The organism is Kitasatospora sp. NPDC127067, assembly GCF_042724755.1.
GTDB lineage: Bacteria > Actinomycetota > Actinomycetes > Streptomycetales > Streptomycetaceae > Kitasatospora > Kitasatospora lactacystinica.
On sequence record NZ_JBHXEM010000129.1, the window covers coordinates 1 to 23,942 of the forward strand.

The 23,942-nt window shown below is 74.2% G+C and carries 23 protein-coding genes and 1 tRNA gene; 11 read left to right on the forward strand and 13 right to left on the reverse strand.

The features are described from left to right. Positions 1–195: 195 nt before the first annotated feature. On the reverse strand, positions 196–1,245 hold the full coding sequence (locus ACFWJ4_RS34145) for a family 2 encapsulin nanocompartment cargo protein polyprenyl transferase (RefSeq protein ID WP_380551208.1): 1,050 nt from the start codon (positions 1,243–1,245) through the stop codon (positions 196–198). Between the two features lie 231 nt (positions 1,246–1,476). Then, the gene (locus tag ACFWJ4_RS34150; RefSeq protein WP_380551211.1) at positions 1,477–2,895 is read right to left on the reverse strand and encodes a family 2B encapsulin nanocompartment shell protein; all 1,419 of its coding nucleotides are present in this window, start codon (positions 2,893–2,895) and stop codon (positions 1,477–1,479) included. A 330-nt stretch (positions 2,896–3,225) separates the two neighbouring features. Between ACFWJ4_RS34150 and ACFWJ4_RS34155 the strand changes: the two genes are divergently transcribed. Further along, positions 3,226–4,308 (forward strand): ATP-grasp domain-containing protein, encoded by a 1,083-nt coding sequence (locus tag ACFWJ4_RS34155; RefSeq protein WP_380551214.1) that lies wholly within the window; start codon positions 3,226–3,228, stop codon positions 4,306–4,308. Positions 4,309–4,392: 84 nt separating this feature from the next. Here the strand turns inward: ACFWJ4_RS34155 and ACFWJ4_RS34160 are convergent, their stop codons facing one another. The 3 genes from ACFWJ4_RS34160 to ACFWJ4_RS34170 all read right to left on the reverse strand — a co-directional run bounded on the left by ACFWJ4_RS34160 (position 4,393) and on the right by ACFWJ4_RS34170 (position 6,836). Continuing rightward, a complete protein-coding gene (locus ACFWJ4_RS34160; RefSeq protein ID WP_380353551.1) occupies positions 4,393–4,941 on the reverse strand; it encodes a methylated-DNA--[protein]-cysteine S-methyltransferase in 549 nt (182 codons plus the stop codon). Positions 4,942–5,144: 203 nt separating this feature from the next. Then, positions 5,145–5,378: a hypothetical protein gene (locus ACFWJ4_RS34165; protein WP_380551217.1), complete on the reverse strand. Its 234-nt coding sequence runs from the start codon at positions 5,376–5,378 to the stop codon at positions 5,145–5,147. Between the two features lie 168 nt (positions 5,379–5,546). After that, complete coding sequence (locus ACFWJ4_RS34170) at positions 5,547–6,836, reverse strand: MFS transporter (RefSeq protein WP_380551219.1); 1,290 nt, start codon at positions 6,834–6,836, stop codon at positions 5,547–5,549. A gap of 202 nt (positions 6,837–7,038) precedes the next feature. Between ACFWJ4_RS34170 and ACFWJ4_RS34175 the strand changes: the two genes are divergently transcribed. The 6 genes from ACFWJ4_RS34175 to ACFWJ4_RS34200 all read left to right on the forward strand — a co-directional run bounded on the left by ACFWJ4_RS34175 (position 7,039) and on the right by ACFWJ4_RS34200 (position 12,577). After that, the gene (locus ACFWJ4_RS34175; protein WP_380551222.1) at positions 7,039–7,848 is read left to right on the forward strand and encodes a hypothetical protein; all 810 of its coding nucleotides are present in this window, start codon (positions 7,039–7,041) and stop codon (positions 7,846–7,848) included. 413 nt (positions 7,849–8,261) lie between these two features. Continuing rightward, positions 8,262–8,705 carry a hypothetical protein gene (locus tag ACFWJ4_RS34180; protein WP_380551225.1) on the forward strand — a complete coding sequence of 148 codons (444 nt, stop codon included), beginning with the start codon at positions 8,262–8,264 and terminating at the stop codon, positions 8,703–8,705. A gap of 31 nt (positions 8,706–8,736) precedes the next feature. Next, positions 8,737–9,474 carry a class F sortase gene (locus ACFWJ4_RS34185; RefSeq protein WP_380551228.1) on the forward strand — a complete coding sequence of 246 codons (738 nt, stop codon included), beginning with the start codon at positions 8,737–8,739 and terminating at the stop codon, positions 9,472–9,474. 222 nt (positions 9,475–9,696) lie between these two features. Beyond that, positions 9,697–10,554 (forward strand): hypothetical protein, encoded by an 858-nt coding sequence (locus tag ACFWJ4_RS34190; protein ID WP_380551231.1) that lies wholly within the window; start codon positions 9,697–9,699, stop codon positions 10,552–10,554. Then, positions 10,551–11,375: a response regulator gene (locus ACFWJ4_RS34195; protein ID WP_380551234.1), complete on the forward strand. Its 825-nt coding sequence runs from the start codon at positions 10,551–10,553 to the stop codon at positions 11,373–11,375. The genes ACFWJ4_RS34190 and ACFWJ4_RS34195 overlap by 4 nt, the downstream gene beginning before the upstream one ends. Then, on the forward strand, positions 11,372–12,577 hold the full coding sequence (locus ACFWJ4_RS34200) for a sensor histidine kinase (protein ID WP_380551237.1): 1,206 nt from the start codon (positions 11,372–11,374) through the stop codon (positions 12,575–12,577). Before ACFWJ4_RS34195 ends, ACFWJ4_RS34200 begins: the two co-directional genes overlap by 4 nt. Positions 12,578–12,640: 63 nt before the next feature. Here ACFWJ4_RS34200 and ACFWJ4_RS34205 read toward each other — a convergent pair. After that, a tRNA-Thr gene (locus ACFWJ4_RS34205) sits at positions 12,641–12,714 on the reverse strand. A gap of 284 nt (positions 12,715–12,998) precedes the next feature. Here ACFWJ4_RS34205 and ACFWJ4_RS34210 point away from each other — a divergent pair. From ACFWJ4_RS34210 to ACFWJ4_RS34220, 3 genes are all read left to right on the forward strand, one after another. After that, on the forward strand, positions 12,999–14,090 hold the full coding sequence (locus tag ACFWJ4_RS34210) for a sn-glycerol-3-phosphate ABC transporter ATP-binding protein UgpC (protein WP_359915308.1): 1,092 nt from the start codon (positions 12,999–13,001) through the stop codon (positions 14,088–14,090). A 163-nt stretch (positions 14,091–14,253) separates the two neighbouring features. Next, positions 14,254–14,709, forward strand: coding sequence for a hypothetical protein (locus ACFWJ4_RS34215; RefSeq protein ID WP_380551240.1), 456 nt, complete (start codon positions 14,254–14,256; stop codon positions 14,707–14,709). 117 nt (positions 14,710–14,826) lie between these two features. Continuing rightward, the gene (locus tag ACFWJ4_RS34220; protein WP_380551243.1) at positions 14,827–15,627 is read left to right on the forward strand and encodes an NDP-sugar synthase; all 801 of its coding nucleotides are present in this window, start codon (positions 14,827–14,829) and stop codon (positions 15,625–15,627) included. A gap of 120 nt (positions 15,628–15,747) precedes the next feature. On the opposite strand, the gene ACFWJ4_RS34225 is transcribed toward ACFWJ4_RS34220, so the two are convergent. The 7 genes from ACFWJ4_RS34225 to ACFWJ4_RS34255 form a co-directional block, all read right to left on the reverse strand. Continuing rightward, positions 15,748–17,415, reverse strand: coding sequence for a DoxX family membrane protein (locus ACFWJ4_RS34225; RefSeq protein WP_380551246.1), 1,668 nt, complete (start codon positions 17,413–17,415; stop codon positions 15,748–15,750). Between the two features lie 196 nt (positions 17,416–17,611). After that, positions 17,612–18,604, reverse strand: a complete 993-nt coding sequence (rlmB, locus tag ACFWJ4_RS34230) for a 23S rRNA (guanosine(2251)-2'-O)-methyltransferase RlmB (protein ID WP_380551249.1) — start codon at positions 18,602–18,604, stop codon at positions 17,612–17,614. A gap of 136 nt (positions 18,605–18,740) precedes the next feature. Beyond that, positions 18,741–20,135: a cysteine--tRNA ligase gene (cysS, locus tag ACFWJ4_RS34235; protein WP_380551252.1), complete on the reverse strand. Its 1,395-nt coding sequence runs from the start codon at positions 20,133–20,135 to the stop codon at positions 18,741–18,743. A 94-nt stretch (positions 20,136–20,229) separates the two neighbouring features. Further along, positions 20,230–20,625 carry a PPOX class F420-dependent oxidoreductase gene (locus tag ACFWJ4_RS34240; RefSeq protein WP_359913744.1) on the reverse strand — a complete coding sequence of 132 codons (396 nt, stop codon included), beginning with the start codon at positions 20,623–20,625 and terminating at the stop codon, positions 20,230–20,232. Between the two features lie 141 nt (positions 20,626–20,766). Then, positions 20,767–21,270, reverse strand: a complete 504-nt coding sequence (gene ispF / locus ACFWJ4_RS34245) for a 2-C-methyl-D-erythritol 2,4-cyclodiphosphate synthase (protein ID WP_380551255.1) — start codon at positions 21,268–21,270, stop codon at positions 20,767–20,769. After that, entirely contained in the window at positions 21,260–22,015 is a 756-nt protein-coding gene (gene ispD / locus ACFWJ4_RS34250) for a 2-C-methyl-D-erythritol 4-phosphate cytidylyltransferase (RefSeq protein ID WP_380551261.1), read from the reverse strand. Before ispD ends, ispF begins: the two co-directional genes overlap by 11 nt. 297 nt (positions 22,016–22,312) lie before the next feature. Then, a complete protein-coding gene (locus tag ACFWJ4_RS34255) occupies positions 22,313–22,795 on the reverse strand; it encodes a CarD family transcriptional regulator (protein ID WP_014136563.1) in 483 nt (160 codons plus the stop codon). 428 nt (positions 22,796–23,223) lie between these two features. Here ACFWJ4_RS34255 and ACFWJ4_RS34260 point away from each other — a divergent pair, with 428 nt between their 5' ends. Further along, positions 23,224–23,877 (forward strand): DUF461 domain-containing protein, encoded by a 654-nt coding sequence (locus ACFWJ4_RS34260; RefSeq protein WP_380551258.1) that lies wholly within the window; start codon positions 23,224–23,226, stop codon positions 23,875–23,877. Positions 23,878–23,942: the final 65 nt, after the last annotated feature.

The window sequence follows — 23,942 nt, forward strand, 5'->3', positions numbered from 1 at the left end:
TGGTCCGGGGGGTTTGGGCCCCCCCGGGGGTGGGGGGGGGGCGGGGCGCCGGGGGGGCCGGGCCCGGGGGTGGGGTCCGCCGCCGCCCCCCACCCCCCACTCCCGGCGCCACTCCCGGCAAGACCCCTTGGGGCGCTCCTCAGGGCGCTCCGGGGACGCGTTCGACGCGCGCCGCCTTCGACGCGGGCGCCCCGTTCAGTGCGTGCGGCGGGTGACCAGCTCGGCGAGCGCCAGCAGCTCGTCCGCCGCGGCCGGCTCCGGGACGGCGGCGGCCAGCTGCGCCATCGCCGCGGCCATCCGCTCGCAGGACTCGCCCTGCGCCCAGCCGCGCCCGCCGGCCGCCTCGATGGCCGCCGCGCACTGCGCCAACTCCTCGGCGTCCAGTGGGCGTTCGATCGCGTACAGCTCGGCCAGCAGCTTGCCCTCGACGGTGCCGGATCCCAGCGCCGCGACCACCGGCAGCGACTTCTTCCGGGCGACCAGGTCCGCGCCGACCGGCTTGCCGGTGACCGCCGGATCCCCCCAGATGCCGATCAGGTCGTCGATCAGCTGGAAGGCCAGGCCGATCTCCCGCCCGAAGCAGTCCAGCGCCTGCGCCGCCTCCTCGGAGGCGCCCGCGTACAGGGCGCCCATCGCGCAGGCCGCGCCCAGCAGCGCGCCGGTCTTGGCCTCCGCCATCGCCAGGCACTCGGGGAGCGAGACGTCGTTGCGCCGCTCGAAGGCGCAGTCGATCTGCTGGCCCTCGCAGAGCTCCACCACGCAGTCGGCGAGCCGGCGGATCGAGCCGTGGGCGGCAGGGTGGGTGTCCTCGGCGAGCAGCCGCAGCGCGAGGGAGTGCATGGCGTCCCCGGCCAGGATGGCCTCGGTGGTGCCGAACACCCGCCAGGCGGTGGGCCGGTGGCGCCGGGTGTCGTCCCGGTCGATGACGTCGTCGTGGAGCAGGGTGAAGTTGTGCACCAGCTCCACCGCGGCGGCCGCGGCGACGGCCTCGTTGGGCTTGCCGCCCAGGGCCTGGGTGGCGGCGAGGACCATGGCCGGTCGGATCGCCTTGCCGGCGGAGGCCTGGGCCGGCGTGCCGTCCGCCTCCCACCAGCCGAAGTGGTAGCCGGCCACCTTGCGCATGGTGCCGGGCAGCGAGTCGACGGCGGCCCGCAGGACCGGGTCGACCAGGGCGCGGGTCCGGGCGAGGATGTCGGCCGCCTCGTGGCCCTCTTTGTGGTCCCGCTCCAGCGTGGGACTGGTCATGGGTGTTTCCCCCTGTCGGGCGCCTGTCGTGGGACGGCCCGCCGACGGCGGGCCGTGGTTGCGCTGTGCCGGTGCGCGCCGGGCCAGTGCGCAGCAGGTGCGCGCCGGGCCGGTACGCAGCAGGTACGCACTGCGCCGGTACGCACCCGACCGGCCGGGGCCGGTGGACGGCCCCGGCGGACGGCGCGGCTCTGCGAGCGGCCCCGCGAACCGTCGGTACTGCGCGATCCGTCAGTACTGCGCGATGTCCACGTTCTCCAGGACACCGACCGCGTCCGGCACCAGGATCGCGGCGGAGTAGTAGGCGCTCACCAGGTAGGAAATGATGGCCTTGTCGTCGATTCCCATGAACCGCACCGAGAGGCTGGGCTGGTATTCATCCGGAATTCCGGTCTGGTGCAGGCCGATGACGCCCTGGTTGTCCTCCCCGATTCGCATCGCGATGATCGAGCTGGTGCTCCCGACGATCGGGATCTTGTTGCACGGGAAGACCGGGACGCCGCGCCAGGACAGGATCTGCTTGCCCTCGACCTCGACCGTCCCCGGGTAGAGGCCGCGCTTGTTGAGCTCCCGGCCGAAGGCGGCGATGGCCCTGGGGTGGGCCAGGAACATCCTGGTGCCGCGGCGGCGGCTGAGCAGCTCGTCCATGTCGTCCGGGGTGGGCGGGCCGGAGTGGGTCTGGAACCGCTGCTCGTACGCGGCGTTGCCGAGCAGGCCGAACTCGGGGTTGTTGACGAGCTCGTGCTCCTGGCGCTCGCGCAGGGCCTCGATGGTCAGCCGCAGCTGGTGCTCGGTCTGGTTCATCGGCTGGTTGTAGAGGTCGGCGACCCGGGTGTGCACCTTGAGGATCGTCTGCGCGACGCTCAGCTCGTACTCGCGCGGCTTGAGCTCGTAGTCGACGAAGGCGCCGGGCAGCTCGTACTCGCCCTGCTGGCCGGCGGCGAGGTCGATCGCGGCCTCGCCGTGCTTGTTCTGCGCCTGCTGGAAGCCGTTCAGGTACTCGATGACCTGGAGCTGCAGCGCCTCGGAGCGGTCGTGCAGCTCCTGGAAGGAGGGCCAGGACAGCGTCAGTACGGTGCCGGAGGTCGCGGCGCGGACGGTGTACGGCCAGTCGCCGCCGTCCTGCCGGATCGCCTCGTCGCCGAGGTGGTCGCCGTCGGCGAGGGTGCCGACCACCGTCTCCTCGCCGTACTTGCCGGTGCCCAGCCGGTCGAGCTTGCCGTGGGCGATCAGGAACACCTCGGTGATCGGCGCCCCGGCCTGGACCAGGACGTCGCCCGCGTTGAAGTCCCGCTGCACGAAGCGCGAGGCCAGCTCCTCCAGCACGGCCTCGTCCTGGAAGCCGCGCAGCACCGGCACCTCGGCCAGCGTGGGCGGGACGATCCGCACCTCGGCGCCGGTCTTGACGAAACCCACCCGGCCGCGGCCGACCGAGTGGCGCAGGCGGCGGTTCACCCGGTAGGTGCCGCCGGACACCTGCACCCAGGGCAGCCTCCTGAGCAGCCAGCGCGGGCTGATGCCCTGCATCTGCGGCGCGGACTTGGTGGTCGTCGCGAGGTTCCGCGCGCCCGCCGTGCTCAGACTCTGCTGCTGCCGGATCTCCGGTTGCGCACCGGGCGCGGGAATACCGGCATTCGTTTCGGTCGACATGAGGGGAGCCCTTCGCATATCCCAATGAAGCGTCGCCTTGCACATGCGTGTTGCAGCTTCATGGTGGGCCCATTCAGGGGCGCCCCGCAATCACTCGTTCGAGTGGTTCCGAATGGCCGAACAAATAGTACGAATGGATCACCCGATCGATATTTGTTCGACTATTTATTCGAACATATCGGGGTGCCGCGCCCCATCCTCCCCCATCGAAGCCCCGACCCGCGCCACCCCCTGCCACCATCCGCCCACGGCGCCCCTGCCGTCCGGGTCGTTCGAACAGGCCGCTAGGGTGCCCTGACTCTTCGTCAACTTCCGCCCCGAGAAGGTCACATGAGTGCACCCGTACGTGTCTGGCTGAACCGCACCTACGCCGAGAACGTCTTCTTCATCGAGCAACTGCGCGCCGCCCCGCGCCCCGTCGTGGTCCACGCGACCCACGGCGACCCGGACTCCCCCGTGCTCGCCGCCGCCGACCACGGCACCCCGGAGCCCGCCGGCCTGGCCGCGGACGGCTACGTCGGCTACGCCCTGGACTACTGCGCCCGGCACGCGATCGACGTCTTCGTCCCGCAGCTGCACCAGCTCGCCATCGCCCTCGCCCGGCCGGAGTTCGAGGCGATCGGCACCACGCTGCTCTGCCCGCCGGCCACCGCGATAGCCGCCTTCACCAGCAAGGCGGACGGCTACGCGACGATCGCCGGGGCCGGGCTGCCCACCCCGCCCTGGTGGCGGGTGCGCACCCCCGCCGAGCTGTGGGACGCCGTCGAACGGATCGAGGGCACCGGCCGCACCGCCTGTCTCAAGCCCACCACCGGCGCCGGCGGCGCGGGCTTCCGGGTGCTCACCCGGGAGCCCTACAACGCACGGCGGCTGGCCGGCTGGGACCACCGGGTGCAGGTCGAACAGGTCGCCGCGGCACTGGCCGGGGGCGGCCCGGACGGCGAGCCGGTGGACCTGCTGGTGATGCCCCACCTGGACGGGCCGGAGGTCTCGGTGGACTGCCTCGCCGACCGGGACGGCAGCCCGCTCGCCGCGGTCGGGCGCACCAAGGAGGGCCGCCGCCGGGGCTTCACCACCGAGGAGTGCTACCTGGAGCCCGTCCGGCGGCTGGTCCGGGCGACCGGGATGGCGTACCTGTCCAACGTCCAGTTCCGCCGCCTCGACGGCCTGCCGGTGGTCATCGACGTCAACACCCGCCCCGCCGCCGGGCTCCACCAGCTGCGGCTGTGCGGACTCAACCTGCCGTGGGACGCGGTGCGGCTGGCGCTCGGCGAGCGGCCGGAGTGCGCGGGGGCGGAGCCGGACGTGCGCGGCATCGAGTACACCCTGGTGCCCGGCATCCGGCCGGTGCACCCGCAACAGGGGCCCGGGCGGGTGTCTCCGGGGGCGCAGCCGGCGACGGCCCGGGCGTGACGACCGGCGGGAACGGCGGGAGCGACGGGATCGGCGGGCCCACTGCCGGCCGCGGGCCGCTCGCCGCCGCCCGCACCCCCGCCGCTACAGCGGGCCGTTCCAGTCGAGGGTCGGCTCCAGCACGCCCTCCAGGGTGAGCAGCCAGCGCTTCACCTCGATCCCGACCCGGCCGCCGCCGAAGCCGCCGATCCCGTCCGCCGCCACCACCCGGTGGCAGGGCACCAGCAGGGGGACGGGGTTCGCGGCCATCATCTGCCCGACCGTACGGGCGGCCAGGCCGGGCTCCGTGATGTCCTCGAACACCCCGCTGCGGGCGGCCAGTTCGCCGTAGGTGATGGTCCGGCCGTACGGCACCTCGCGCCAGAGCGTCTGCAGCACCGCGCGGTGCGGGCCGGAACTCAGGCTCCAGTCGACCGGCAGGCCCAACTCGCGGGTGCGGCCCGCCAGGTAGGCACCGATCCGCTCGGTGACGGCGGTGATCTTCGACTCGTCGGTGCACGCCGGCAGCTCGCCCTCGCGCGGCCCGGTGTAGCCGGCCGACGCCACGCCGAGCGGGGTCACCGCGATGCGCATCGGCCCGCTGGGCAGCGGCGTGGGCACGGTCAGCCAGGACATCGACCAGGACTGCGACACGCTCGGGCCCCCACCCTCCGCCGGACCGGCCGCCGGCCACCCCGGCACCCGGGGGGCGTCCCCGCCCCGCGCGCCATCGTACGGCGGGCGGTCGCGCGCCGGGCGGTCGCGCGGCAGGCCGTCGCGCGACGGGTGCCGGGGTGGCGGACCGTCGCGCGACGGTCCGCCGTACGACGGCCCGCCTGCGGCACGGGCGGCTCCGGTCAGAGCTGCGTCTTCAGCCCGCGGGCGAGCGAAGCGCACCAGTGCACCAGATCGGCGCGGTCCGGGGACCGTCCCTCGCACAGCACGGCCAGCTGGTCGTCACTGAGCCGGTTCGACCCCGGGATCTCCAGCAGGTACGCCAGGTCCGCCAGTACGGTGGCGAGCCGCTCCGCGTCCGCGTGGTCCAGGGTGACCGCGGCCCCGTGATGGCTGATGGTGAGCGAGCCGGGCATGATCGACCTCCTCCGTCTCCCCCGTCCTCCACCGTACGACCGGGTCGGCCGCCCCGCCCGCCGCGGAGGCCTGCGTGCGCGGGAGGGGCAGCCGGTCGCGCTCCGGGGCCGGCCGGGCGCGGTGCGCGGTGGGCCGGGGGTGCGCCCCGAAGCCGTCCGAGGGGTTGGTCAGCTGTCCGGGCCCTCCTCCCAGCGGCGGTTCCGTACCGCCGGTACGGCCAACACTACGGCCCCGGCCGCCAGTTGCCAGACCGCCCCGACGAGCAGCACGGTGTCCGCGCCGAACCGGCCCGCCAGCGGACCGGCCGCCGCCAGTCCGAGCGGGCCGAGGGCGAAGGCGCCCAGGACGCCGAAGGCCGTCATCCGGCCGAGCAGCTCCACCGGCACCCACTTCTGCAGGGTGGTGTTGTAGAGCGTCCCGCAGACCGCCGAGCCGGCCCCGGCCACCAGCGCGCCGGCGGCCACCCAGGGCAGCCCCGCCCCGGCCGCGAGCGCCCCGGAGGGCAGCGCCCAGGCCAGCGCCGCCGCGGACGCCACCGCGAGCGGACGGGCGGGCGCCCGGCCGAGCATCAGCAGGCCGCTCAGCACCGCCCCGGCGCCGTACACGCCCATCACCAGGCCCCAGGCCCGGGCGCCGCCGAGGTCCCGCTGCGAGAGCAGCGGGCCCAGCACCAGGAAGGGGGCCCAGACCAGCAGGTTGAACAGGCCCATCTGCACGGTGGTGATCCACAGCCACGGGCGGGAGACGAACTCCGACCAGCCGGCCCGCACGTCCCGGATCATCGACTCCTCTCCGCCCGCCGCCCGTACCGGCAGCCGCAACCCGGCCAGCGCGAAGGCGCCGACGCCGTACGTCACCGCGTCGGCCAGCAGCACCGTCGCCGGCCCCCAGGCGGCGGTGACCAGCCCGGCGGCGGCGGGGCCGACCACGGTGGAAACCGAACGGGCCAGCCCCAGCAGGGTGTTGGCGTCCGCCATCAGCTCCTTGCGGCGCACCAGATCGGGCACGATCGCGCCGAAGGCCGGCATGAACAGCCCCTCGCCGACCCCCCAGAGCGCCACCAGCACGACCATCGCCCAGACCGGCGCGTGCCCGGCCGCCAGCAGTCCGGCGAACAGCGCCTGGACCAGGCCGCGCAGCAGGTCCGAGCCCAGCATCACCCGGCGGCTGCCGAGCCGGTCCGCGATCACCCCGCCGGCCAGCAGCACCAGCACCACCGGGAGGATCCGGGCCGCCATCACCCACCCCAGGGCGGTGCCGCCGCCACCGCCGGCTCCCCCGGGGCCGCCCTCGCCGTCGAGCACCGCGAAGGCAACCGCGACCGGCGCCATCGAGGAGCCGATCAGGGAGGTCGTGTATCCGAGGAAGAACCACGTGAATTCGCGCTCGCCGAGCACGGCGAGACGGTCTCCCAGTCGCCTTCTGCGGGCCGGGATCCGTTCGGTCTGCATTGCCATGTGCAGCAAGTCTGCGGTCCGGCGGGGAGTGCTTCAAGGGATTCCGGCGAAAAAGTTGAGTCTTTTGGAGTCAATTTTCCGGGCGGAGTGAACTGCCGCAGTAAATTCGTCTTTCAATGGCTCCCTACCTGCCCTTTACTGCGATTCTTGGCTAGGGTTCGAGCGGCTTGGCAGAATTGATTTACTGCGGAAGAAGGCGATCGTGACAGAAACCGCGGCAGGACTCCCACCGGTCGAGTACGCCGTCGCCGTCGAGCGCTACCTGGCCGCCTCCGGGCTCGCCGACGGCTCCCGGCGGATCTACCGGATCGCGCTGGACACCTGGGCCTGGGCGCTCGCCGACCGGCCCTCCCCCACCGGCCCCGAACGGCGGCGGGCCCGGCCGCCCGTCCTGCCGCTCGCACTGCTCGACCACCCGGACGCCGCCGAACGACTGCGCGACGCGGCCGCCCGGCGCGCGGCCGACACCGACCCGCGCACCCTCAACCGGGAACTCTCCACCCTGCGCGCGGCCGTGGCCTGGTGGCGGGCCAGGGGCTGGCTCGACGGCGACCCGACCACCGGCCTGCTCGCCCGCCCGCTGCCCGAACCCGCAGCGGCCGCAGGCCCGTTGACCCCCGAGGAACTGCACGCCCTGTTCACCCTCCGCGCGCCGCTGCGCGAACAGGCGCTCTGGCACCTGCTGCACGAGTCCGGCGCCGCGATCGAGACGGTCCTCGCCCTGGACACCGACCACCTCGACCCGCCCCGCCGCCGCACCCGCCCCGGGCAGGCCACCGTCCACTGGCAGTCCGGCACCGCCCGGCTGCTCCCCCTCCTGGTGGCCGGCCGCGCCACCGGCCCGCTCTTCCTCACCGACCGCCGCGCCCCCGCCGGCACCCCCGCCCGCGACCGCTGCCCGTACACCGGCCACGCCCGCCTCTCCTACCGCCGGGCCGCCGAGCTCTTCACGGCCCACACCCGGCCGCTCGGCCCGGGCTGGACCCTCCGCCGGCTGCGGGCGGGGCGGTAGCCGCGGGGCGGCGGCGCGCAGCGCGCAGCGGGCGACGGGCAGCAGGCAGCAGGCAGCAGGCAGCGGGCAGCGGGCAGCGGGCAGCGGGCAGCGGGCAGCGGGCAGCGGGCGACCGCAACGTCGGCAGCGCCGCGCCGTTACGCAGCCGATGGGCGGCCGTGACACGACCGGCCGAGGACCGCGACACGGCCCTCCTACCGTCGTCCTCGACGCCACCGGCCGAACCGATCGAGCCGGCCGGAGGGCGTCCGCGACGAGGACGTACGCGTCCGGCGCCGACGACGGACGTCCCGCGACACCAGCACACCGGGGCCCGCGAAGCGCGGTGCGAACGCGGTGCCAACCGCACCGCGCACCGCACCGCGGACCGCCGGCCGCCCAGGTACCGACCGATGCAGATGGAGACACCCCGCATGAGCAGGAGCCGTACCCACCACTCGCCCGCCCGCCGCGTCCTGGCGGTCTGCGCCCTGACCGGCGCCGCGCTGCTGGCCACCATCAGCGGCGGGCAGGCCTGGGCCGACGGCGTGCCGAAGCCGGCCGCCCCCAGTGTCGCCGCCCCGAACGGCGACGCGGCGCCGAGGAGCGCCGTGCCCACGCCGTCCGCCGCCCCGAAGGCCGACGCCTCGCCGGCCGTGGCCGCCCCCAAGGGCGTCGCCTCGCCCGCCCCGGTCGCGCCCGGTGGCGCCCAGCCGCAGGTCCGCGAGGTGCCCAAGGGCGCCGCGCAGGCCGGTGACGGCTCCGCCGCCTCCGAGGGTTCCGGCCTGATGCTCGCCGGTGGCGGCACCGTCGCGGCCGTCGGCGCCGCGGCCCTGGGCTTCGCCGTTCTGCGCCGCCGCTCCGGTGCGCGCGGCTGACACCGGTCCCGAGTCCGCCGGGGCCGTCCCGGTGGCGGGGACCGACACCCGCCGTCGCGCCAAGGACCACCGGCGGGGCCGCCGACGCGCCGCCCGGCCCGCTCCGGGCCCGCTGCGCCGCACCGCCTTCGGCACCGCGGGCCTGCTCTGCCTGGTGCTCGGCACCTCGCTCGCGCTGTCCGGCCGGGAGACTCCGGTGGTGCGGGTCGAGACCTCCGGGCACGGCACCGGCACCGGCACCGGCACGGACGCCCCGGCGATGGCCCCGGGCACCCCGGCCACGACCGGCGCCACATCCACGTCCACCGCCCCGAAGCCGTACGCGTCCTCGCCGCCGACCCGCCTGCTGGTCCCCTCCGTCGGAGTGGACGCACCGGTGACCGACCTCGGCCTGAACCCCGACGGCACGGTCGAGGTGCCGCCGGCCGACCGGGGCGAGGAGGTCGGCTGGTACCGCAACGGCCCCACACCCGGCGAGAACGGCCCCGCCGTGCTCATCGGGCACTACGACACCGTGCACGGCCCGGCGGTCTTCAAGCAGCTGCCGAAGCTGCGGCCCGGCGAGCTGATCCGGATCCGGCGCGCCGACGGCAGCACCGTGGACTTCAAGGTCCGCACGCTGCTCCAGGCCGCCAAGGACCACTTCCCGACCGAGCAGGTGTACGGCGACACGCCCGCGCCCGCACTCCGGCTGATCACCTGCGGCGGGCGGATCGGCTCGGACGGCCACTGGACGGACAACATCATCGTGCTGGCGGACCTGGCCTGACGGCCGGGACGGGTCGTACGGACCACATGAACCACATGGACCGTACGAGCCGTACGACCCACGTGGTCCGGACTACCCGGACTACCCGGACGGCCCGCACGAAGTCACCGTCGCGGAACCGCCGACCACCGACCGCGCGACCTACCACCGGGGCGGTGACGGGAGCGACGACCGGAACGACGACCGGAGCGACGCCGCAGAGCAGGAGGACGAACACCGACCGTGGCAGCAACACCACCACCCCGCCGCCGGCCCGGCGCCGTCCAGCTCGCCACCCTGGCCGGCCTGGTCGTCGTCCTCGCCCTCGCCGGCCTGGCCTTCGGCCGCGCCACCCCCGGCGACCTGCGCGACCAGGGCCCGGTCCGGGCCGTCACGCCGCCGCCGGTGCTCCAGCCGCTCTGGCCGAAGCTGCCCACCTCCCCGCCGCCGTCCGCCGCCGCGGCCGGCGTCACCCAGGAGCCGCCGCAGCCCGTACCGGACCTGACCGTCCCCGGGCACGACATCACCGCGGTCGACGTGCGCACCGTCCTCGCCAAGGACCCGAACGTGGGCCCGGAGGAGCGCCAGGCGCTCGGCTCCTGCGCCGGGTGCGAGGTCCGCGCCCCCGAGTTCCGCGACCTGTCCGGGGACGGGCAGCCCGAGCTGATCACCGTCGTCACCACCCCCGGGCGGGTCGTGCTGCACGTCTACGCCCTCGCCGACGAGCACCTGCTGCCCGTCCTCCAGGTGCAGGTCCAGCCGGCGTTCAGCGCCGCTACCGTCGGCACCGACCTGTGGCTGTTCGAGCCCACCAGCGCCTACGCCCGGACCACCAGCCTCTACCAGTGGAAGGACAACAGGCTCGTCCTGAAGGAACGCAAGGACGAGGGCGTCGGCCTGCTCCCGCGCACCGGCGCGGACACCGCCGCCCCCGAGTCCGGCCCGGCAGTGGCACGCCCCACCCCGTTCGCGCCGAGGCAGGCGGCCCCCGAGGCCGCCGTCCCGTCCCCGCGCCCCGTCCGGCCGTCCTCCGGACCCGCCGCGCCCTCCACCCCCTCGGGGCCCTCCGCCCCCGCCGTGCTCCCGGAAGCCAAGCGATGACCCCCGCCACCACCCCCGCCCACCCGCACATCCTCCTGGTCGAGGACGACGAGGTGATCCGCGAGGCCACTCGGATGGCCCTGGAACGCTACGGCTTCCCGGTCACCACGGCGGCCGACGGCCTGGAGGGGCTGGAGGCGTTCCACGCCGTCCGGCCCGACCTGCTCCTGCTGGACGTCATGCTGCCGTTGCTCGACGGGGTCGGCCTCTGCCGCCGGATCCGGGAGGAGAGCCAGCTGCCGATCCTGATGATGTCCGCCCGGACCGACCCGGTGGACGTGGTCTCCGGGCTGGAGGCAGGGGCGGACGACTACGTGGTCAAGCCCTTCGAGAGCGCCGTCCTGGTCGCCCGGATCCGTACGGTGCTGCGCCGCGTCCCGGTCGTCCCGGCGACCGACGCCCCACCGCCCCCGGACACCCCGGCGGCCGACGCCCCGCCGCTCCCCGGCACGCCCGGGGTTCCCGGAGCTCCCGGAGTTCCCGGGGTCCCGCAGCCGGCGGTCCCGCCGACCGCCCTCGCCCCCACCCCGTCCGTCCGCAGCTTCGACGGCCTCCAGGTGGACACCGACAGCATGGAGGTCCGGGTGGACGGCCGCCTCGTCCCGCTCACACCCACCGAACTGCGGCTGCTGCTGGAGTTCACCGCCGCGCCCGGGATCGTGCTGGAGCGCTCCACCCTGCTCGAACGCGTCTGGGACTACGAGTGGGGCGCCGACACCCGGGTCGTGGACGTCCACGTGCAGCGGCTGCGCGCCAAGATCGGCTCCGGCCGGATCGAGACCGTCCGCGGGTTCGGCTACAAGCTGCGGCGCCCGGCATGACCCTGCGCCGCCAGATCGCCACCGCCGTCGCCGCCATCGCCGTCCTGGTCGCGGTGGCCGTCGGCCTGCTGGTCCACCAGGCGATGATCCGTCAGCACGTGGACCAGGCCCGCTCCTCCGCACTCGCCGCCCTCGACTCGGCCCTGTCCGGCTACGGGCGCGACGGCGAGGTGGCCGGCCACGGCGCCGCCGTGAACGACCCGGCCCTGCCCGACCGGCTGCGCGCCCTCGCCGACGGCGGCCGGCACGGCTCGCTGCTCGCCGCCGACGGCACCGGCGAGTCCATGTGGGCGGCCGGCCCGGTGCAGAACGGGGTGCTGTCCGTCCGGGTGGACTTCGCCCAGGACCGGCAGGCCATCGCCGACCTGGACCGGATCATCCTGCTCACCGTCGTCGCCGCGGTCTTCACCACCGTGCTGGCCGGCGTGCTCGTCGCCGACCGGATCAGCCGCAGGCTGCGCACCGCGGCCACCGCGGCCCGGGGCATCGCGGCCGGCGGGACGGACACCCGGATCGGCGAACTCGTCGACGGCAAGGACGAGGTCGCCGACCTCGCCGCCGCCGTCGACCTGATGTCCCGCACCCTGCACCGGCGGCTGGAGGACGAGCAGCGCTTCACCGCGGACGTCGCCCACGAGCTGCGCACCCCGCTCACCGGGCTGGTCACCGCCGCCGAGCTGCTGCCGCCCGGACGCCCCACCCAGCTCGTGCAGAACCGGGTCCAGGCACTGCGCGGCCTGGTCGAGGACCTGCTGGAGGTCTCCCGCCTGGACGCCGACGCGGAGTCCCCCGACCTCTCCGCCGTCCCCCTGGAGCGCGCGGCGCGCCGCACCGTCTCCCTCACCGGCCTGGACGTCACCGTCGACATCACCGCCGACCGGCAGGTCCGCACCGACCTGCGCCGGCTGGACCGCATCCTCGGCAACCTGATCCTCAACGCCCACCGCCACGGCGCCGGCCCGGTCCACCTGCACGTCGACGGCCTGCGGATCACCGTCCGCGACCACGGTCCCGGCTACCCCGAGGACCTCCTCCGGCACGGCCCGCAGCGCTTCCGCACCAACGCCCCCGAACGCGGCCGCGGGCACGGCCTCGGCCTCACCATCGCCACCGGCCACGCCCGCGTCATCGGCGCCGCCCTGACCTTCACCAACCACCCCGACGGCGGCGCCGTCGCCACCCTCGCCCTCCCCCCGGACTGACCCCGCCCACGCGAAAGGGCCGGCCCGACACCCCGTCGGACCGGCCCTTCCCTCGTACACCTGAGCCCCCTGTCGGGTTCGAACCGACGACCCCCGCTTTACAAGAGCGGTGCTCTGGCCAGCTGAGCTAAGGAGGCACGGTGGCCGTCCGCGATGGATCACGGCGGCACCGGGGGCAGTCTACCGGGCCCGGGTGACGGGATGGGGGGATATCCGGGGCTTGGTGGGATGGGTGGGCGTGATGGAACCGATGCCGAAATCAGGTCGGGTGGGGGCTGACAAGTCACGGAACCGCAGGTAGCGTCGCCGGGAGTCGGTTCGAGCAGTGGTTCAGACCACTGGCGGCCCGGCGGAACCCTGACAAACCCCCCTTTACTCGGATCGTCCGGCACGTTCCTGCCGGTGAAGGAGAGCGACAACCATGGCTTCTGTCACGTACGACAAGGCGACCCGCGTCTACCCCGGGGCGGACAAGCCCTCGGTGGACGCGCTGGAGCTGGAGATCGCGGACGGCGAGTTCCTCGTGCTGGTCGGCCCCTCGGGCTGCGGCAAGTCGACCAGCCTGCGCATGCTGGCCGGTCTGGAGGACGTCAACGCCGGTGCGATCCGGATCGGCGACCGCGACGTCACCCACCTGCCGCCGAAGGACCGGGACATCGCCATGGTGTTCCAGAACTACGCGCTCTACCCGCACATGACCGTCGCCGACAACATGGGCTTCGCGCTCAAGATCGCCGGCGTGAACAAGGCGGACATCCGCACCAAGGTCGAGGAGGCGGCGAAGATCCTCGACCTGACCGACTACCTGGACCGCAAGCCGAAGGCGCTGTCCGGCGGTCAGCGCCAGCGCGTCGCGATGGGCCGGGCGATCGTCCGCCAGCCGCAGGTCTTCCTGATGGACGAGCCGCTGTCGAACCTGGACGCCAAGCTCCGCGTCTCGACCCGCACCCAGATCGCCGGCCTGCAGCGCCGCCTGGGCATCACCACGGTGTACGTCACCCACGACCAGACCGAGGCGCTCACCATGGGCGACCGGGTCGCGGTGCTCAAGGACGGTCTGCTCCAGCAGGTCGACACCCCGCGCAACATGTACGACAAGCCCGCCAACCTCTTCGTGGCCGGCTTCATCGGCTCGCCGGCCATGAACCTGGTCGAGGTGCCGCTGGTGGACGGCGGCGTGAAGTTCGGCGGCTCGGTCGTCAACATCTCCCGCGAGGACCTGTCCGGCGCCGGCACCGACAAGACGGTGACCGTCGGCATCCGCCCCGAGCACTTCGAGGTCGTCCCGTCGGGCGGCATCGAGGGCGTCGCGGTGACCGTCAACGTGGTCGAGGAGCTCGGCTCGGACGGCTTCGTCTACGGCACCACCCAGATCGGCGGCAAGGACCACGAGCTGGTCGTCCGCGTGCCCGGCCGCCAGATCCCGGCCCGCGGCGAGACCATCCACGTCGTGCCGATCGCCAACGAGACCCACGTCTTCTCCACCAGCTCCGGCCTGCGCCTGAGCAACTGACGCGACCTCGCGCCTCCCCGGAGCCCGTTGGACCCCCGTGGTCCGGCGGGCTCCGTCCGTACACCCCCGCGTCAACACGGCGGAGGGACGAAACCGGACAGTGTGTCACTCGATGGTGTAACGGAGGGCGATCCTGCCCGTACCCACCGCTACTCTCCTGAGGGTGAAGCAGCTAGTGCGCCGTATCGGCCAGACCGTCGCCCTGACCCTGCCGGTCGTCCTGGTGACCACCGGCACCCTCGCCGTGACCCGGGTCCCGTGGGCCCCGCCGACCGGGCTCGACCAGCAGGTCGTGGCGGCGTCGAGCGGCGACGGCGCCGGGATCGGGCGTTCCAACAACGTGGCCGGCGCCGCGGCCAGGACCTCGGACGGGCTCGCCCCGCAGGACTCGCTGCGGGTGGCGCTGCTCGACGAGCTGCGCGCGAAGAACCCCTCCGCCGCGCTGGACCTGCTGGAGCGCTCGATGCGCGAGCAGCCCTCGCTGACGCCCTACTGCACCTCGCTGGCCGGCGAGCTGGGCAAGGCGGCGGTGCGCAAGTACCAGGGCGACGTCCAGCGGGCCCGCTCCTTCGCCCGTCCGGTCTGCGACGGCTCGTTCGCGGCCGGCGTCGTCGGCTGAGCAAGGCCGGACAAGGCCGGAGACGGTCGGAGAAGGTCGGAGAAGGCTGCGGAAGGCCGGGCGGACCCCGGTCCCCGAGGCGGCGGACGCCCCCGTCCGCCGCCTTATTGTTCAGGCATGACCGCTGACTCCGGCCCCACCGCCGACCTCCCGTCCGCCCGGCCCCCGCAGCCCCACGCGCCCCGGCCGACCACGACGCCCGTCACCCAGGCCGTCATCCTGGCCGGCGGCCAGGGCTCCCGGCTGCGCCCCTACACGGACGACCGCCCGAAGCCGCTGGTCGAGATCCCCGGGACGGGCACGCCGATCCTCGGCCACCAGCTGGCCTGGCTGGCCGAGGAGGGCGTCACCGACGTCGTGATCTCCTGCGGGCACCTCGCCGACGTGCTGGAGGAGTGGCTGGACAAGGCGGACCTGCCGCTGCGGGTGCGCACGGTGGTCGAGGCGGAGCCGCTCGGGCGCGGTGGCGGGCTCAAGTACGCGGCCAAGGCGCTGCCCCGCCCGGACGAGCCCTGGTACGCCACCAACGGCGACATCTGGACCCGCTTCAGCCTGCGCGAGATGGCCGCCTTCCACCACGAGCGGGACGCCGTCGCGACGCTCGCGCTGGCCCGGCCGCGGATCCCCTGGGGCGCGGTGGAGACCGACCAGTTCGGCAACGTGCTGGACTTCATCGAGGCCCCGCCCTCGCCCTTCCTGATCAACGCCGGCCTGTACGTGTTCAGCCCGGAGTTCGCCGGGCTGCTGCCGGACGTGGGCGACCACGAGCGCACCACCTTCCCCCAGCTGGCCCGCGGCAAGCGGCTGGCGGGCTACCAGCTGCCGCAGGGCGTGTACTGGCGGGCCATCGACACCGCCAAGGACCTCACCGAGGCGGCCAAGGAGCTCGCCTCCGGCGCCGGCCGGGCACCCCGGTAGCCAACGGCACCGCAGGCCCAACCGCACACGGACGCGGATGCCCCCGCCCCACCGCACGCGCACGGCGATCGGCCGGGTGCTCCCCCACGGAGCACCCGGCCGATCGCCGTTACCGGGGCCTCAGGTAGCGGTCGGCGCCCCCGGGTGGGAGGCCCGGCCCCCGGACAGGTCGGCCAGCGGCGCGCTGCCCAGCACCCCGCCGAGCAGCCCCCCGGTGCTCGGGCTGGACTTGGACCCGGGCCCCGCGCCGCCGGCACCCGGGGTGCTGCGCGACGCGGGTGCCGTGCCGCCCGGGCCGGTGGGCGGCGCGGGCGCGGCCGGGGAGGCGCCCGACCCGGCCTCCGCCCTGCCCGAGTGCCCCTTTCCGCTCGGCGTCGGGGTGGCGGGCTTGGCGGGCGGCGTGGTGGCCGGGGTGGTCGCGCTCGGGGTCGGGGTGGCCGGGCGCGGGGCGGCGGGCGGGGGCGTGGTGGACGTGCCCTTGCCACCGCCGGGGGCGCCGGACGGACTGCCGGACGGCCAGACCGGGGTGCCGTAGTCGGTGGCCGGACGGTCCGGCGCCTGGTGCGCCCGGGCGCCGGTGCGGACGGCGGCGCCGAGCATCGAGCCGAGCAGCAGGGTCAGGCCGACCACGACCGTGGTGACCACGGCGCCGCGGCGCAGCACCCGGCGGCGCAGTGCCCCGGAGGTGTCCGCGCCGAACCGGCGCCAGGCCTCCAGGCCGAGCCGCCCGTCCAGCGAGGCGAACGGCGCCCCGGCGATCAGCAGCGGGCTCCAGGCCGCGAGGAAGATCAGGTCCGGGGTGTCGTAGACCGGGACGGCCCGCCAGCTGACGGTGAACAGCAGCGCGGCGGAGAGCGCCATCGCGGCGCCGGCGGCGAGCCGCTGCCAGAGCCCGAGGACGGTCAGCACGCCGACCACGATCTGGGTGAACGACACCGCCAGGCCGGCGCCCACCGGGTGCGCCATGGCGAAGGCCAGCAGCGGCTCGGCGACCTTCCAGGGGTGCAGCGAGGAGAGCCAGCGCATCATCGAACCGCGCTCGCCGCCGTCGAAGTACACCGGGTCGCAGAGCTTGCTGAACCCGGCGTAGACCGAGAGCGAGCCGAGGACGGCGCGCAGCGGCAGCAGCACCAGGCCGAGGTCGACCCGGCGGCCGGGGTACCAGGGCTGCTTGCCCGCGGCGTCGGCGGCGGAGACCTCGGGCAGCTCGCCGCTCGGGGTCCAGCCGTGCGGCTCGCCGACCGGGCCGACGCCCGCGTCGGTGGCGGTGCCGGCGCCCTCGCGGGGCTGGCGCGGGACGGCCCGGGCGCCCGCGAGGGAGGGGAGCGCCCGGGTGTCCGGCTCGACCAGGCGGACGCCGCCGGCCGGGGTGCCGCCGAGGCGCACCGCTTCCAGCAGCTGGGTGGCCGCGAGGTCCCCGGGGGGTGCCTGGCCGGTCCAGGTGACGGCGGTGACCCGGCCCTTGCGGCGCGGCGCGCCGCCGGCCCCGGCCCCGGCCAGCGCCGGGACGGCGGAGGCGGGCACGACGACCTGCGGGGTGACCAGCGGACGGCGGATCAGGCCCTGGTTGGCGTACGGGTCGCCGAACGCGGCGCCGGTGGACAGCAGTCCGGCCGGGGCCTCGATCAGCGGTGCCGTCGGGGCGCCGAGCCGCAGCCGGAAGCTCGCCTGGGTGCTGCTGAGCCGCGAAGGGTCCGACTCCACCTTGACGGTGTTGAGGGCGGGGCCCGCGTCTATCCCGGAACTGCCGTTGCCGAACAGGGGGCGCCGAGGTGTTCTGGTGTCCACGCCCGTCTAACCGGGTGACGGCCGCTTAGGACACTCTGCCGGGTGGATGTCCGACGCACACTTGAAGTGATCATGAAAAAAGCGATCGGGCCCGATCGGGCCCGATCGCCTTCCACTCGGATTGCGGGGAATTCGGAAGATCGCCTGCGCTCCGCGCCCCGGCCGTGCTCAGCGCTCAGCACCGAGCTCTCAGCTCTCAGCGCTTGGCGCGCAGCCGCGCGGCCTCGTACAGCACGATGCCCGCCGCGACACCGGCGTTCAGCGACTCGGTCAGGCCGGACATCGGGATCCGGACCCGCATGTCGCAGGTCTCCGAGACCAGCCGGGACAGGCCCTTGCCCTCGCTGCCCGCGACGATCACGACCGGACCGGTCAGCAGCTCCAGGTCGCCGATCTCGGCCTCGCCGTCGGCGGCCAGGCCGACCACCATCAGGCCGGCCTTCTGGTAGGCCTCCAGGGCGCGGGTCATGTTGGTGGCCCGGGCGACGGGCAGCCGGGCCGCGGCGCCGGAGGAGGTCTTCCAGGCACCGGCGGTCATGCCGGCCGCGCGGCGCTCGGGGATGACCACGCCGTGCGCGCCGAAGGCGGCGGCGGAGCGGACCACGGCGCCCAGGTTGCGCGAGTCGGTCACACCGTCCAGCGCGATGATCAGCGCGTCCTGGCCGGCGTCGGCGGCGTCCGCCAGGAGGTCCTCGGGGTGCGCGTACTCGTACGGCGGCACCTGGAGCACCAGGCCCTGGTGGTTCATCCCGCCGGTCATCTGATCCAGCTGGGGCCGCGGGGCCTCCATCAGCGGGATGCCGCGGTCGTTGGCGGCCTGGAAGGCGTCACGGACCCGGTCGTCGGTGTCGATGAACTGCTGGACGTACAGCGCGTTGGCCGGCACGTCGCCCTGCAGGGCCTCGACCACCGAGTTGCGGCCGAAGACCAGTTCGGCGCTGCCCGCGCCGCCGCGACCGCCGCGACCGCCGCCGCCGGCCCGGCGCATGCCGGCCCGGGCCTTGGCGTCCCGCTCGCGCTTGATCGCGGCGTTGGCGGCGCGCTGCTTGGGGTGGCCCTTGCGCTCCGCACCGGGCGGGGTCGGACCCTTGCCCTGGAGCGCCTTCCGGCTGTGCCCGCCGGTACCGACAGACGCGCCCTTCTTCGATCCGGGGTTGCGGCGGTTCCTGCGCTGGCTGTTGCCGGCCATGGCTGTACTTCCTGTCTGTCCGGCATGCCCCGACCGCCCCGGTCTGCCCGGTGGCCGCCGACGACATGCGTACGTCATGCGGGAGGGCCGCACCGGTCCGGTACGGCCCACCCATCACCCCGATCGTCGGATGGGGTTACTGGCTGTTGATCGTCCAGCGCGGGCCGGACGGGGTGTCCTCGATCGCCAGCCCGGCCAGGCCGAGCTGGTCGCGGATGGCATCCGCGGTGGCGAAGTCCTTGCGCTCGCGCGCCGCCTGCCGCTGGTCCAGGACCAGGCGGACCAGCGAGTCGACCACGCCGTGAAGGTCCTCGCCGCGCTCCGTCCCGGCCCAGTGCGGGTCGAGCGGGTCGAGGCCCAGTACACCGAGCATCGCACGGACCTCGGCCAGTCGCGCCACCACGCTCTCCTTGTCGTCCGCGTTCAGGGCGCTGTTGCCCTGGCGGACGGCGGTGTGCACGACGGCCAGCGCCTGCGGGACGCCGAAGTCGTCGTCCATCGCCTCGGCGAAGGCCGGCGGCACCTCGGGCGCCGCGTCGACCGTGCCGCAGCGCTCGACGGCGCGCTGGATGAAGCCCTCGATCCGGCCGAAACCGGCCTCGGCCTCGCGCAGCGACTCCTCGCTGTACTCGATCATCGAGCGGTAGTGCGGGGCCGCCAGGTAGTAGCGGAGCACGATCGGCCGCCACGCCCGGACCATCTCGGAGACCAGCACCGAGTTGCCCAGCGACTTGCTCATCTTCTCGCCGGCCATGGTGACCCAGGCGTTGTGCACCCAGAAGTTGGCGAAGTCGTCGCCGTAGGCCTTGGACTGGGCGATCTCGTTCTCGTGGTGCGGGAAGATCAGGTCCAGCCCGCCGCCGTGGATGTCGAACGCCGCGCCCAGGTACTTGTGGGCCATCGCCGAGCACTCCAGGTGCCAGCCCGGACGGCCGGGGCCCCACGGGGTCTCCCAGCTCGGCTCGCCCGGCTTGGCGGCCTTCCACATCGCGAAGTCGCGCTGGTCCCGCTTGCCGGTCTCGCCCTCGCCCTCGGGCTGGCGCAGGTCGTCCAGCTTCTGGTTGGAGAGCGCCAGGTAGCCGGGGTACGACCGCACGTCGAAGTAGACGTTCCCGTCGGCCGCGTAGGCGTGGCCCCTGGCGATGAGCCCCTGCATCATCTCGATCATCTCGGGGATGTGCCCGGTGGCCCGCGGCTCGACGGTCGGCCGCAGGCAGCCGAGCGCGTCGTAGCCGTCGTTGAAGGCGCGCTCGTTCTCGTAGGCGATCTGCCACCACGGCGTGCCGAGCTCGCGCTCCTTGGCGATGATCTTGTCGTCGATGTCGGTGACGTTCCGGGCGAAGGTCACCTGGTAGCCGCGGTAGGCGAACCACCGCTGCATGATGTCGAAGTTGAGGTACGACCGGATGTGCCCGATGTGTGGCGCCGACTGGACGGTAGCGCCGCACAGGTAGATCGAGACACAACCCGGTACAAGCGGGACGAAGTCGCGTACCTGGCGGGTGCTGGTGTCGTACAGACGAATGCTCACAGCGTCAAGCGTAGTGGGCAGCAGGGGGTGCCCCGCCACATTCCCCGGGACAACGGGGGCGTGATCCCGGGGAAACAGTGGCCCGCGGGCGGGGTCAGATGCTGCCGAGCACCTTGCGCGGGGTGAGCCGGACGACCACCCGGACGTCGTCCGGACCGTCCCAGGTGTACTTGTCCACGCCGCGGTACTTGGCGGCCAGCTCGTCGATCAGCTCCCGGCCGCCCTCGGTGGTCAGCGAGACCTCGCCGCGGGCCTCCAGGTACTCGTACGGGTCCTCCGACGGGTTGACGAGGATCGAGACCCGCGGGTCCCGCTCCAGGTTGAGGTGCTTGCGGCGGCCCTGGACGGTGGAGAACAGGATGTCGTCGCCGTCCCGCTTGACCCAGACCACCGAGGCCTGGGGGCTGCCGTCGGGCTGGATCGTGGAGACCACGGCGAAGCTCTTGTCGTCGAGCAGCGCCTTGGCACGGTCGGAGAGCTGGGCGGTCACGGATTACCTCTTCTCGTCGGCGGTTCGGCCCGAGCGGAAGCCCGTACGGGCCCGAGCCGAACAGTAGCGACTCGGGCCCCGAGGACACCGGGTGAACACCCGTCAGGGGCGGTTTCTTCCCGCCCGCTCACCGCGACCGGCTCAACGCCGTTCGTACACCAAGGCGGTGGCGATCGCGGCCAGCCCCTCGGCCCGGCCGGTCAGGCCCAGTCCGTCGGTGGTGGTGCCGGAGACGGACACCGGGGCGCCGACCGCCCCGGACAGCGCCGCCTGCGCCTCGTCCCGCCGCTTGCCGATCTTCGGCCGCACGCCGATCACCTGGACGGCGACGTTGCCGATCTCGAAGCCCGCCTCGCGGACCAGCCGGGCCGCCTCGCCGAGCAGCTTCACCCCGGACGCGCCGGCCCACTCCGGGCGGTCGGTGCCGAAGTGGGCGCCCAGGTCGCCGATCCCGGCGGCCGAGAACAGCGCGTCGCAGGCGGCGTGGGCGGCGACGTCGGCGTCCGAGTGCCCGGAGAGCCCGGCCCCGGCGTCCGGCCAGTCCAGCCCGGCCACCCGGAGCGGGCGGCCGGCCTCGAAGGCGTGCACGTCGGTGCCGATCCCCACCCGGGGGATCACGGGGGTGGTCTGCGGGTCAGTAGGCATCGGCGGCCCTCCTGCGGGCGAGTACGGCCTCGGCGAGCACGAGGTCCAGTGGACGGGTGACCTTGAACGCCTCCTCGTGGCCGGGCACCACGACGACCCGGCCGCCGTAGCGCTCGACCAGACCGGCGTCGTCGGTGACCGGCGGCGCGCCGGCGGTGCCGTCGCTCTCCTCGGCCAGCGCCTTGGCGTGCACCTCGACCAGCGTGGCGCGGTCGAAGCCCTGCGGGGTCTGCACGGCGCGCAGGGTGGCGCGCTCGGGCGTGTCGAGCACCGGCTCGGGACCGCCCGGGTTCGGCTCGACCCGCTTCACCGTGTCGGCCAGCGGCACCGCGGGCACCACGGCCCGCGCCCCGGCCCGGACGGCGGCCGCGACGGCGTCCACCACCTCGACCGGGACCAGCGGGCGGGCCGCGTCGTGCACCAGCACGATCCCGACCTCGTCCGGGATCGCGGCCAGGCCGAGCCGGACCGACTCCTGGCGGGTCGCCCCGCCGGCCACCACCCGGATGTCCTTGTCGTCCAGCCCGTGACTGTCCAGCAGGGCGACCACCTCGGCCACCCCGTCGGCGGGCGCGGCGACCACGACCAGGCCGACCGCCCGGCTGCGGGCCAGGGCCCGGACGGCGTGCACCAGGAGCGGCACACCCCCCAGTTCCCGCAGGGCCTTCGGGGCCCCAGGCCCCAGCCGCTCACCGCGTCCGGCGGCGGGCACCACTGCTGCTGCGACTGCTCCTGACGCGTTCAGGTTTCACTCCTTCGGCGAAGTGGGTATGGCCATGGCGTGCCCGGCGGGCGCACCGGGCCCCTTCCGAAGAACCACGGTCCACCGCCCGCCGCACAGCTCCGCAAGCTCCCCGCAACAGCGGGAGCCGAAACGGTCTTGCCGGCCTCGGCCGGCCAGGGCGGGTGGCGTGGTCCGGACATGCCTCAGCGCCCGAAGTGCCAATGCACCACTCCCGGACGGTTCGTCCGAGGAGCGGCGCGCCGGCACCGGGCGCTGTGAGCGTTGGGCGGCAGCCCGACCGCACTGCGGTGGCGCGCGCTACGAGGCGAGGACCTCGTCGAGCAGCGTCTCCGCCTTGTCCTCGTTGGTGTTCTCCGCCAGCGCGAGCTCGCTGACGAGGATCTGGCGCGCCTTCGCGAGCATTCGCTTCTCGCCGGCCGAGAGGCCGCGCTCGCGCTCGCGGCGCCAGAGGTCGCGAACGACCTCGGCGACCTTGATGACATCACCCGAGGCGAGCTTCTCCAGGTTCGCCTTGTAGCGACGGGACCAGTTGGTCGGCTCTTCCGTGTACGGTGCCCGCAGCACCTCGAAGACCCGGTCCAGACCCTCCTGGCCGACTACATCGCGCACACCGACGAACTCCGCGTTCTCGGCGGGCACGCGGAGCGTCAGGTCTCCCTGCTGCACCTTGAGCACCAGGTAGGTCTTGTCCACACCTTTGATCTGGCGAGTTTCGATGGCCTCGATCAGCGCGGCCCCGTGATGGGGGTAGACCACCGTGTCGCCAACCTTGAACGTCATGTGACAGGACCCCTTCCGTGGCTTTCCAGAATAACACGCTTCTCGGCACACTCGAAGGGCGTTTTCGCAGGTCAGGGCCGGTCTCGGGGCTTGACAACGACCCCCATGACGTGCTGCGACCGATGTTCGAGAACGGCTTCCCGCAGGTCGGAGGCGGTTCCGGGGTTGGACGAAACCCTTGCGCAACACCCCCGCAACCATGATTGGATCTTGAGCTTTCACCCCTTTTCGGGTCGCGACCGAATCGTTATTCGATCTTGGTCGAACCTTGTCCGTCGAGTGACCTGGACACGTCGAGCGTGCCGCCGGACGGCCCCCCGGCGGCCCCCGGGAGTGCGACACGGGGGCCACCCCGTGAGGAGCGCATAAGTGAGGTCGATAATCTGAGACCTGACCTACCGACACGTGACTTAGGAGAAGCCGCCGCCGTGAGCCGCAGCCTTCGACGCGGCAGCATCGCCGCCATCGCCGCCATCGCCATCGCCTCGCTGTCCTCCTGCGCCGCCGGCAACACGCCGGATACCTTGCAGATCAAGCCCGACAACGCTGCGGCGACCCTCGGGACCAACCTCCGGCTGAACAACATCGTGGTCGTCACCGGGGAGAACACCGCGGGCGACTACACCGGTGCCGCCAGCGTGGTCGTGAACATCGCGAACACCGCGAACATCCCGGCCGAGCTCCAGTCCGTCACCGTCGGCGGTGCCGCTGCCACCTTCGCGGACGCCGCCGGCGCTCCGCTGTCCAGCATCGTCGTCCCGGCCGGTGGCGCGGTGGCGATCGGCGGTCAGGGCAACCCGTCCGCCACCGTCGCCTCCGCGACCGTCCACGTCGGCGGCTTCGCCCCGACCGTCTTCACCTTCAAGGACGGCCAGAAGGTCGAGGCCCAGGCCGGCGTGAACCCGAACCTCGGCATCTACAACGGCTACGGGCCGACCCCCTCGCCGACCGCCACCCCCGCCAAGACCGCCACCCCCGGCGCCACCGCCCCGGCCACCGGCGCCACCACCCCGGGGGCGCCGACCACCGGCGCCGCCGTCCCGGCCGGCACCACCGCTCCGGCCGTCCCGGCCGCGCACTGACGCCGCACCCCGCCCCCGGCGGGCCCTCCAGGGCCCGCCGGAGCGACGCGAAGGCCCCCTCCGGC

Coding starts and splice junctions, on each gene's coding strand:
- ACFWJ4_RS34170 (WP_380551219.1), bottom strand. CDS start 6,836: ATGGCAATGCAGACCGAACGGATCCCGGCCCGCAGAAGGCGACTGGGA.
- ACFWJ4_RS34200 (WP_380551237.1), top strand. CDS start 11,372: ATGACCCTGCGCCGCCAGATCGCCACCGCCGTCGCCGCCATCGCCGTC.
- ACFWJ4_RS34165 (WP_380551217.1), bottom strand. CDS start 5,378: ATGCCCGGCTCGCTCACCATCAGCCATCACGGGGCCGCGGTCACCCTG.
- ispF (WP_380551255.1), bottom strand. CDS start 21,270: ATGCCTACTGACCCGCAGACCACCCCCGTGATCCCCCGGGTGGGGATC.
- ACFWJ4_RS34155 (WP_380551214.1), top strand. CDS start 3,226: ATGAGTGCACCCGTACGTGTCTGGCTGAACCGCACCTACGCCGAGAAC.
- ACFWJ4_RS34145 (WP_380551208.1), bottom strand. CDS start 1,245: ATGACCAGTCCCACGCTGGAGCGGGACCACAAAGAGGGCCACGAGGCG.
- ACFWJ4_RS34220 (WP_380551243.1), top strand. CDS start 14,827: ATGACCGCTGACTCCGGCCCCACCGCCGACCTCCCGTCCGCCCGGCCC.
- ACFWJ4_RS34180 (WP_380551225.1), top strand. CDS start 8,262: ATGAGCAGGAGCCGTACCCACCACTCGCCCGCCCGCCGCGTCCTGGCG.
- ACFWJ4_RS34255 (WP_014136563.1), bottom strand. CDS start 22,795: ATGACGTTCAAGGTTGGCGACACGGTGGTCTACCCCCATCACGGGGCC.
- rlmB (WP_380551249.1), bottom strand. CDS start 18,604: ATGGCCGGCAACAGCCAGCGCAGGAACCGCCGCAACCCCGGATCGAAG.
- ACFWJ4_RS34150 (WP_380551211.1), bottom strand. CDS start 2,895: ATGTCGACCGAAACGAATGCCGGTATTCCCGCGCCCGGTGCGCAACCG.
- ACFWJ4_RS34210 (WP_359915308.1), top strand. CDS start 12,999: ATGGCTTCTGTCACGTACGACAAGGCGACCCGCGTCTACCCCGGGGCG.
- ACFWJ4_RS34195 (WP_380551234.1), top strand. CDS start 10,551: ATGACCCCCGCCACCACCCCCGCCCACCCGCACATCCTCCTGGTCGAG.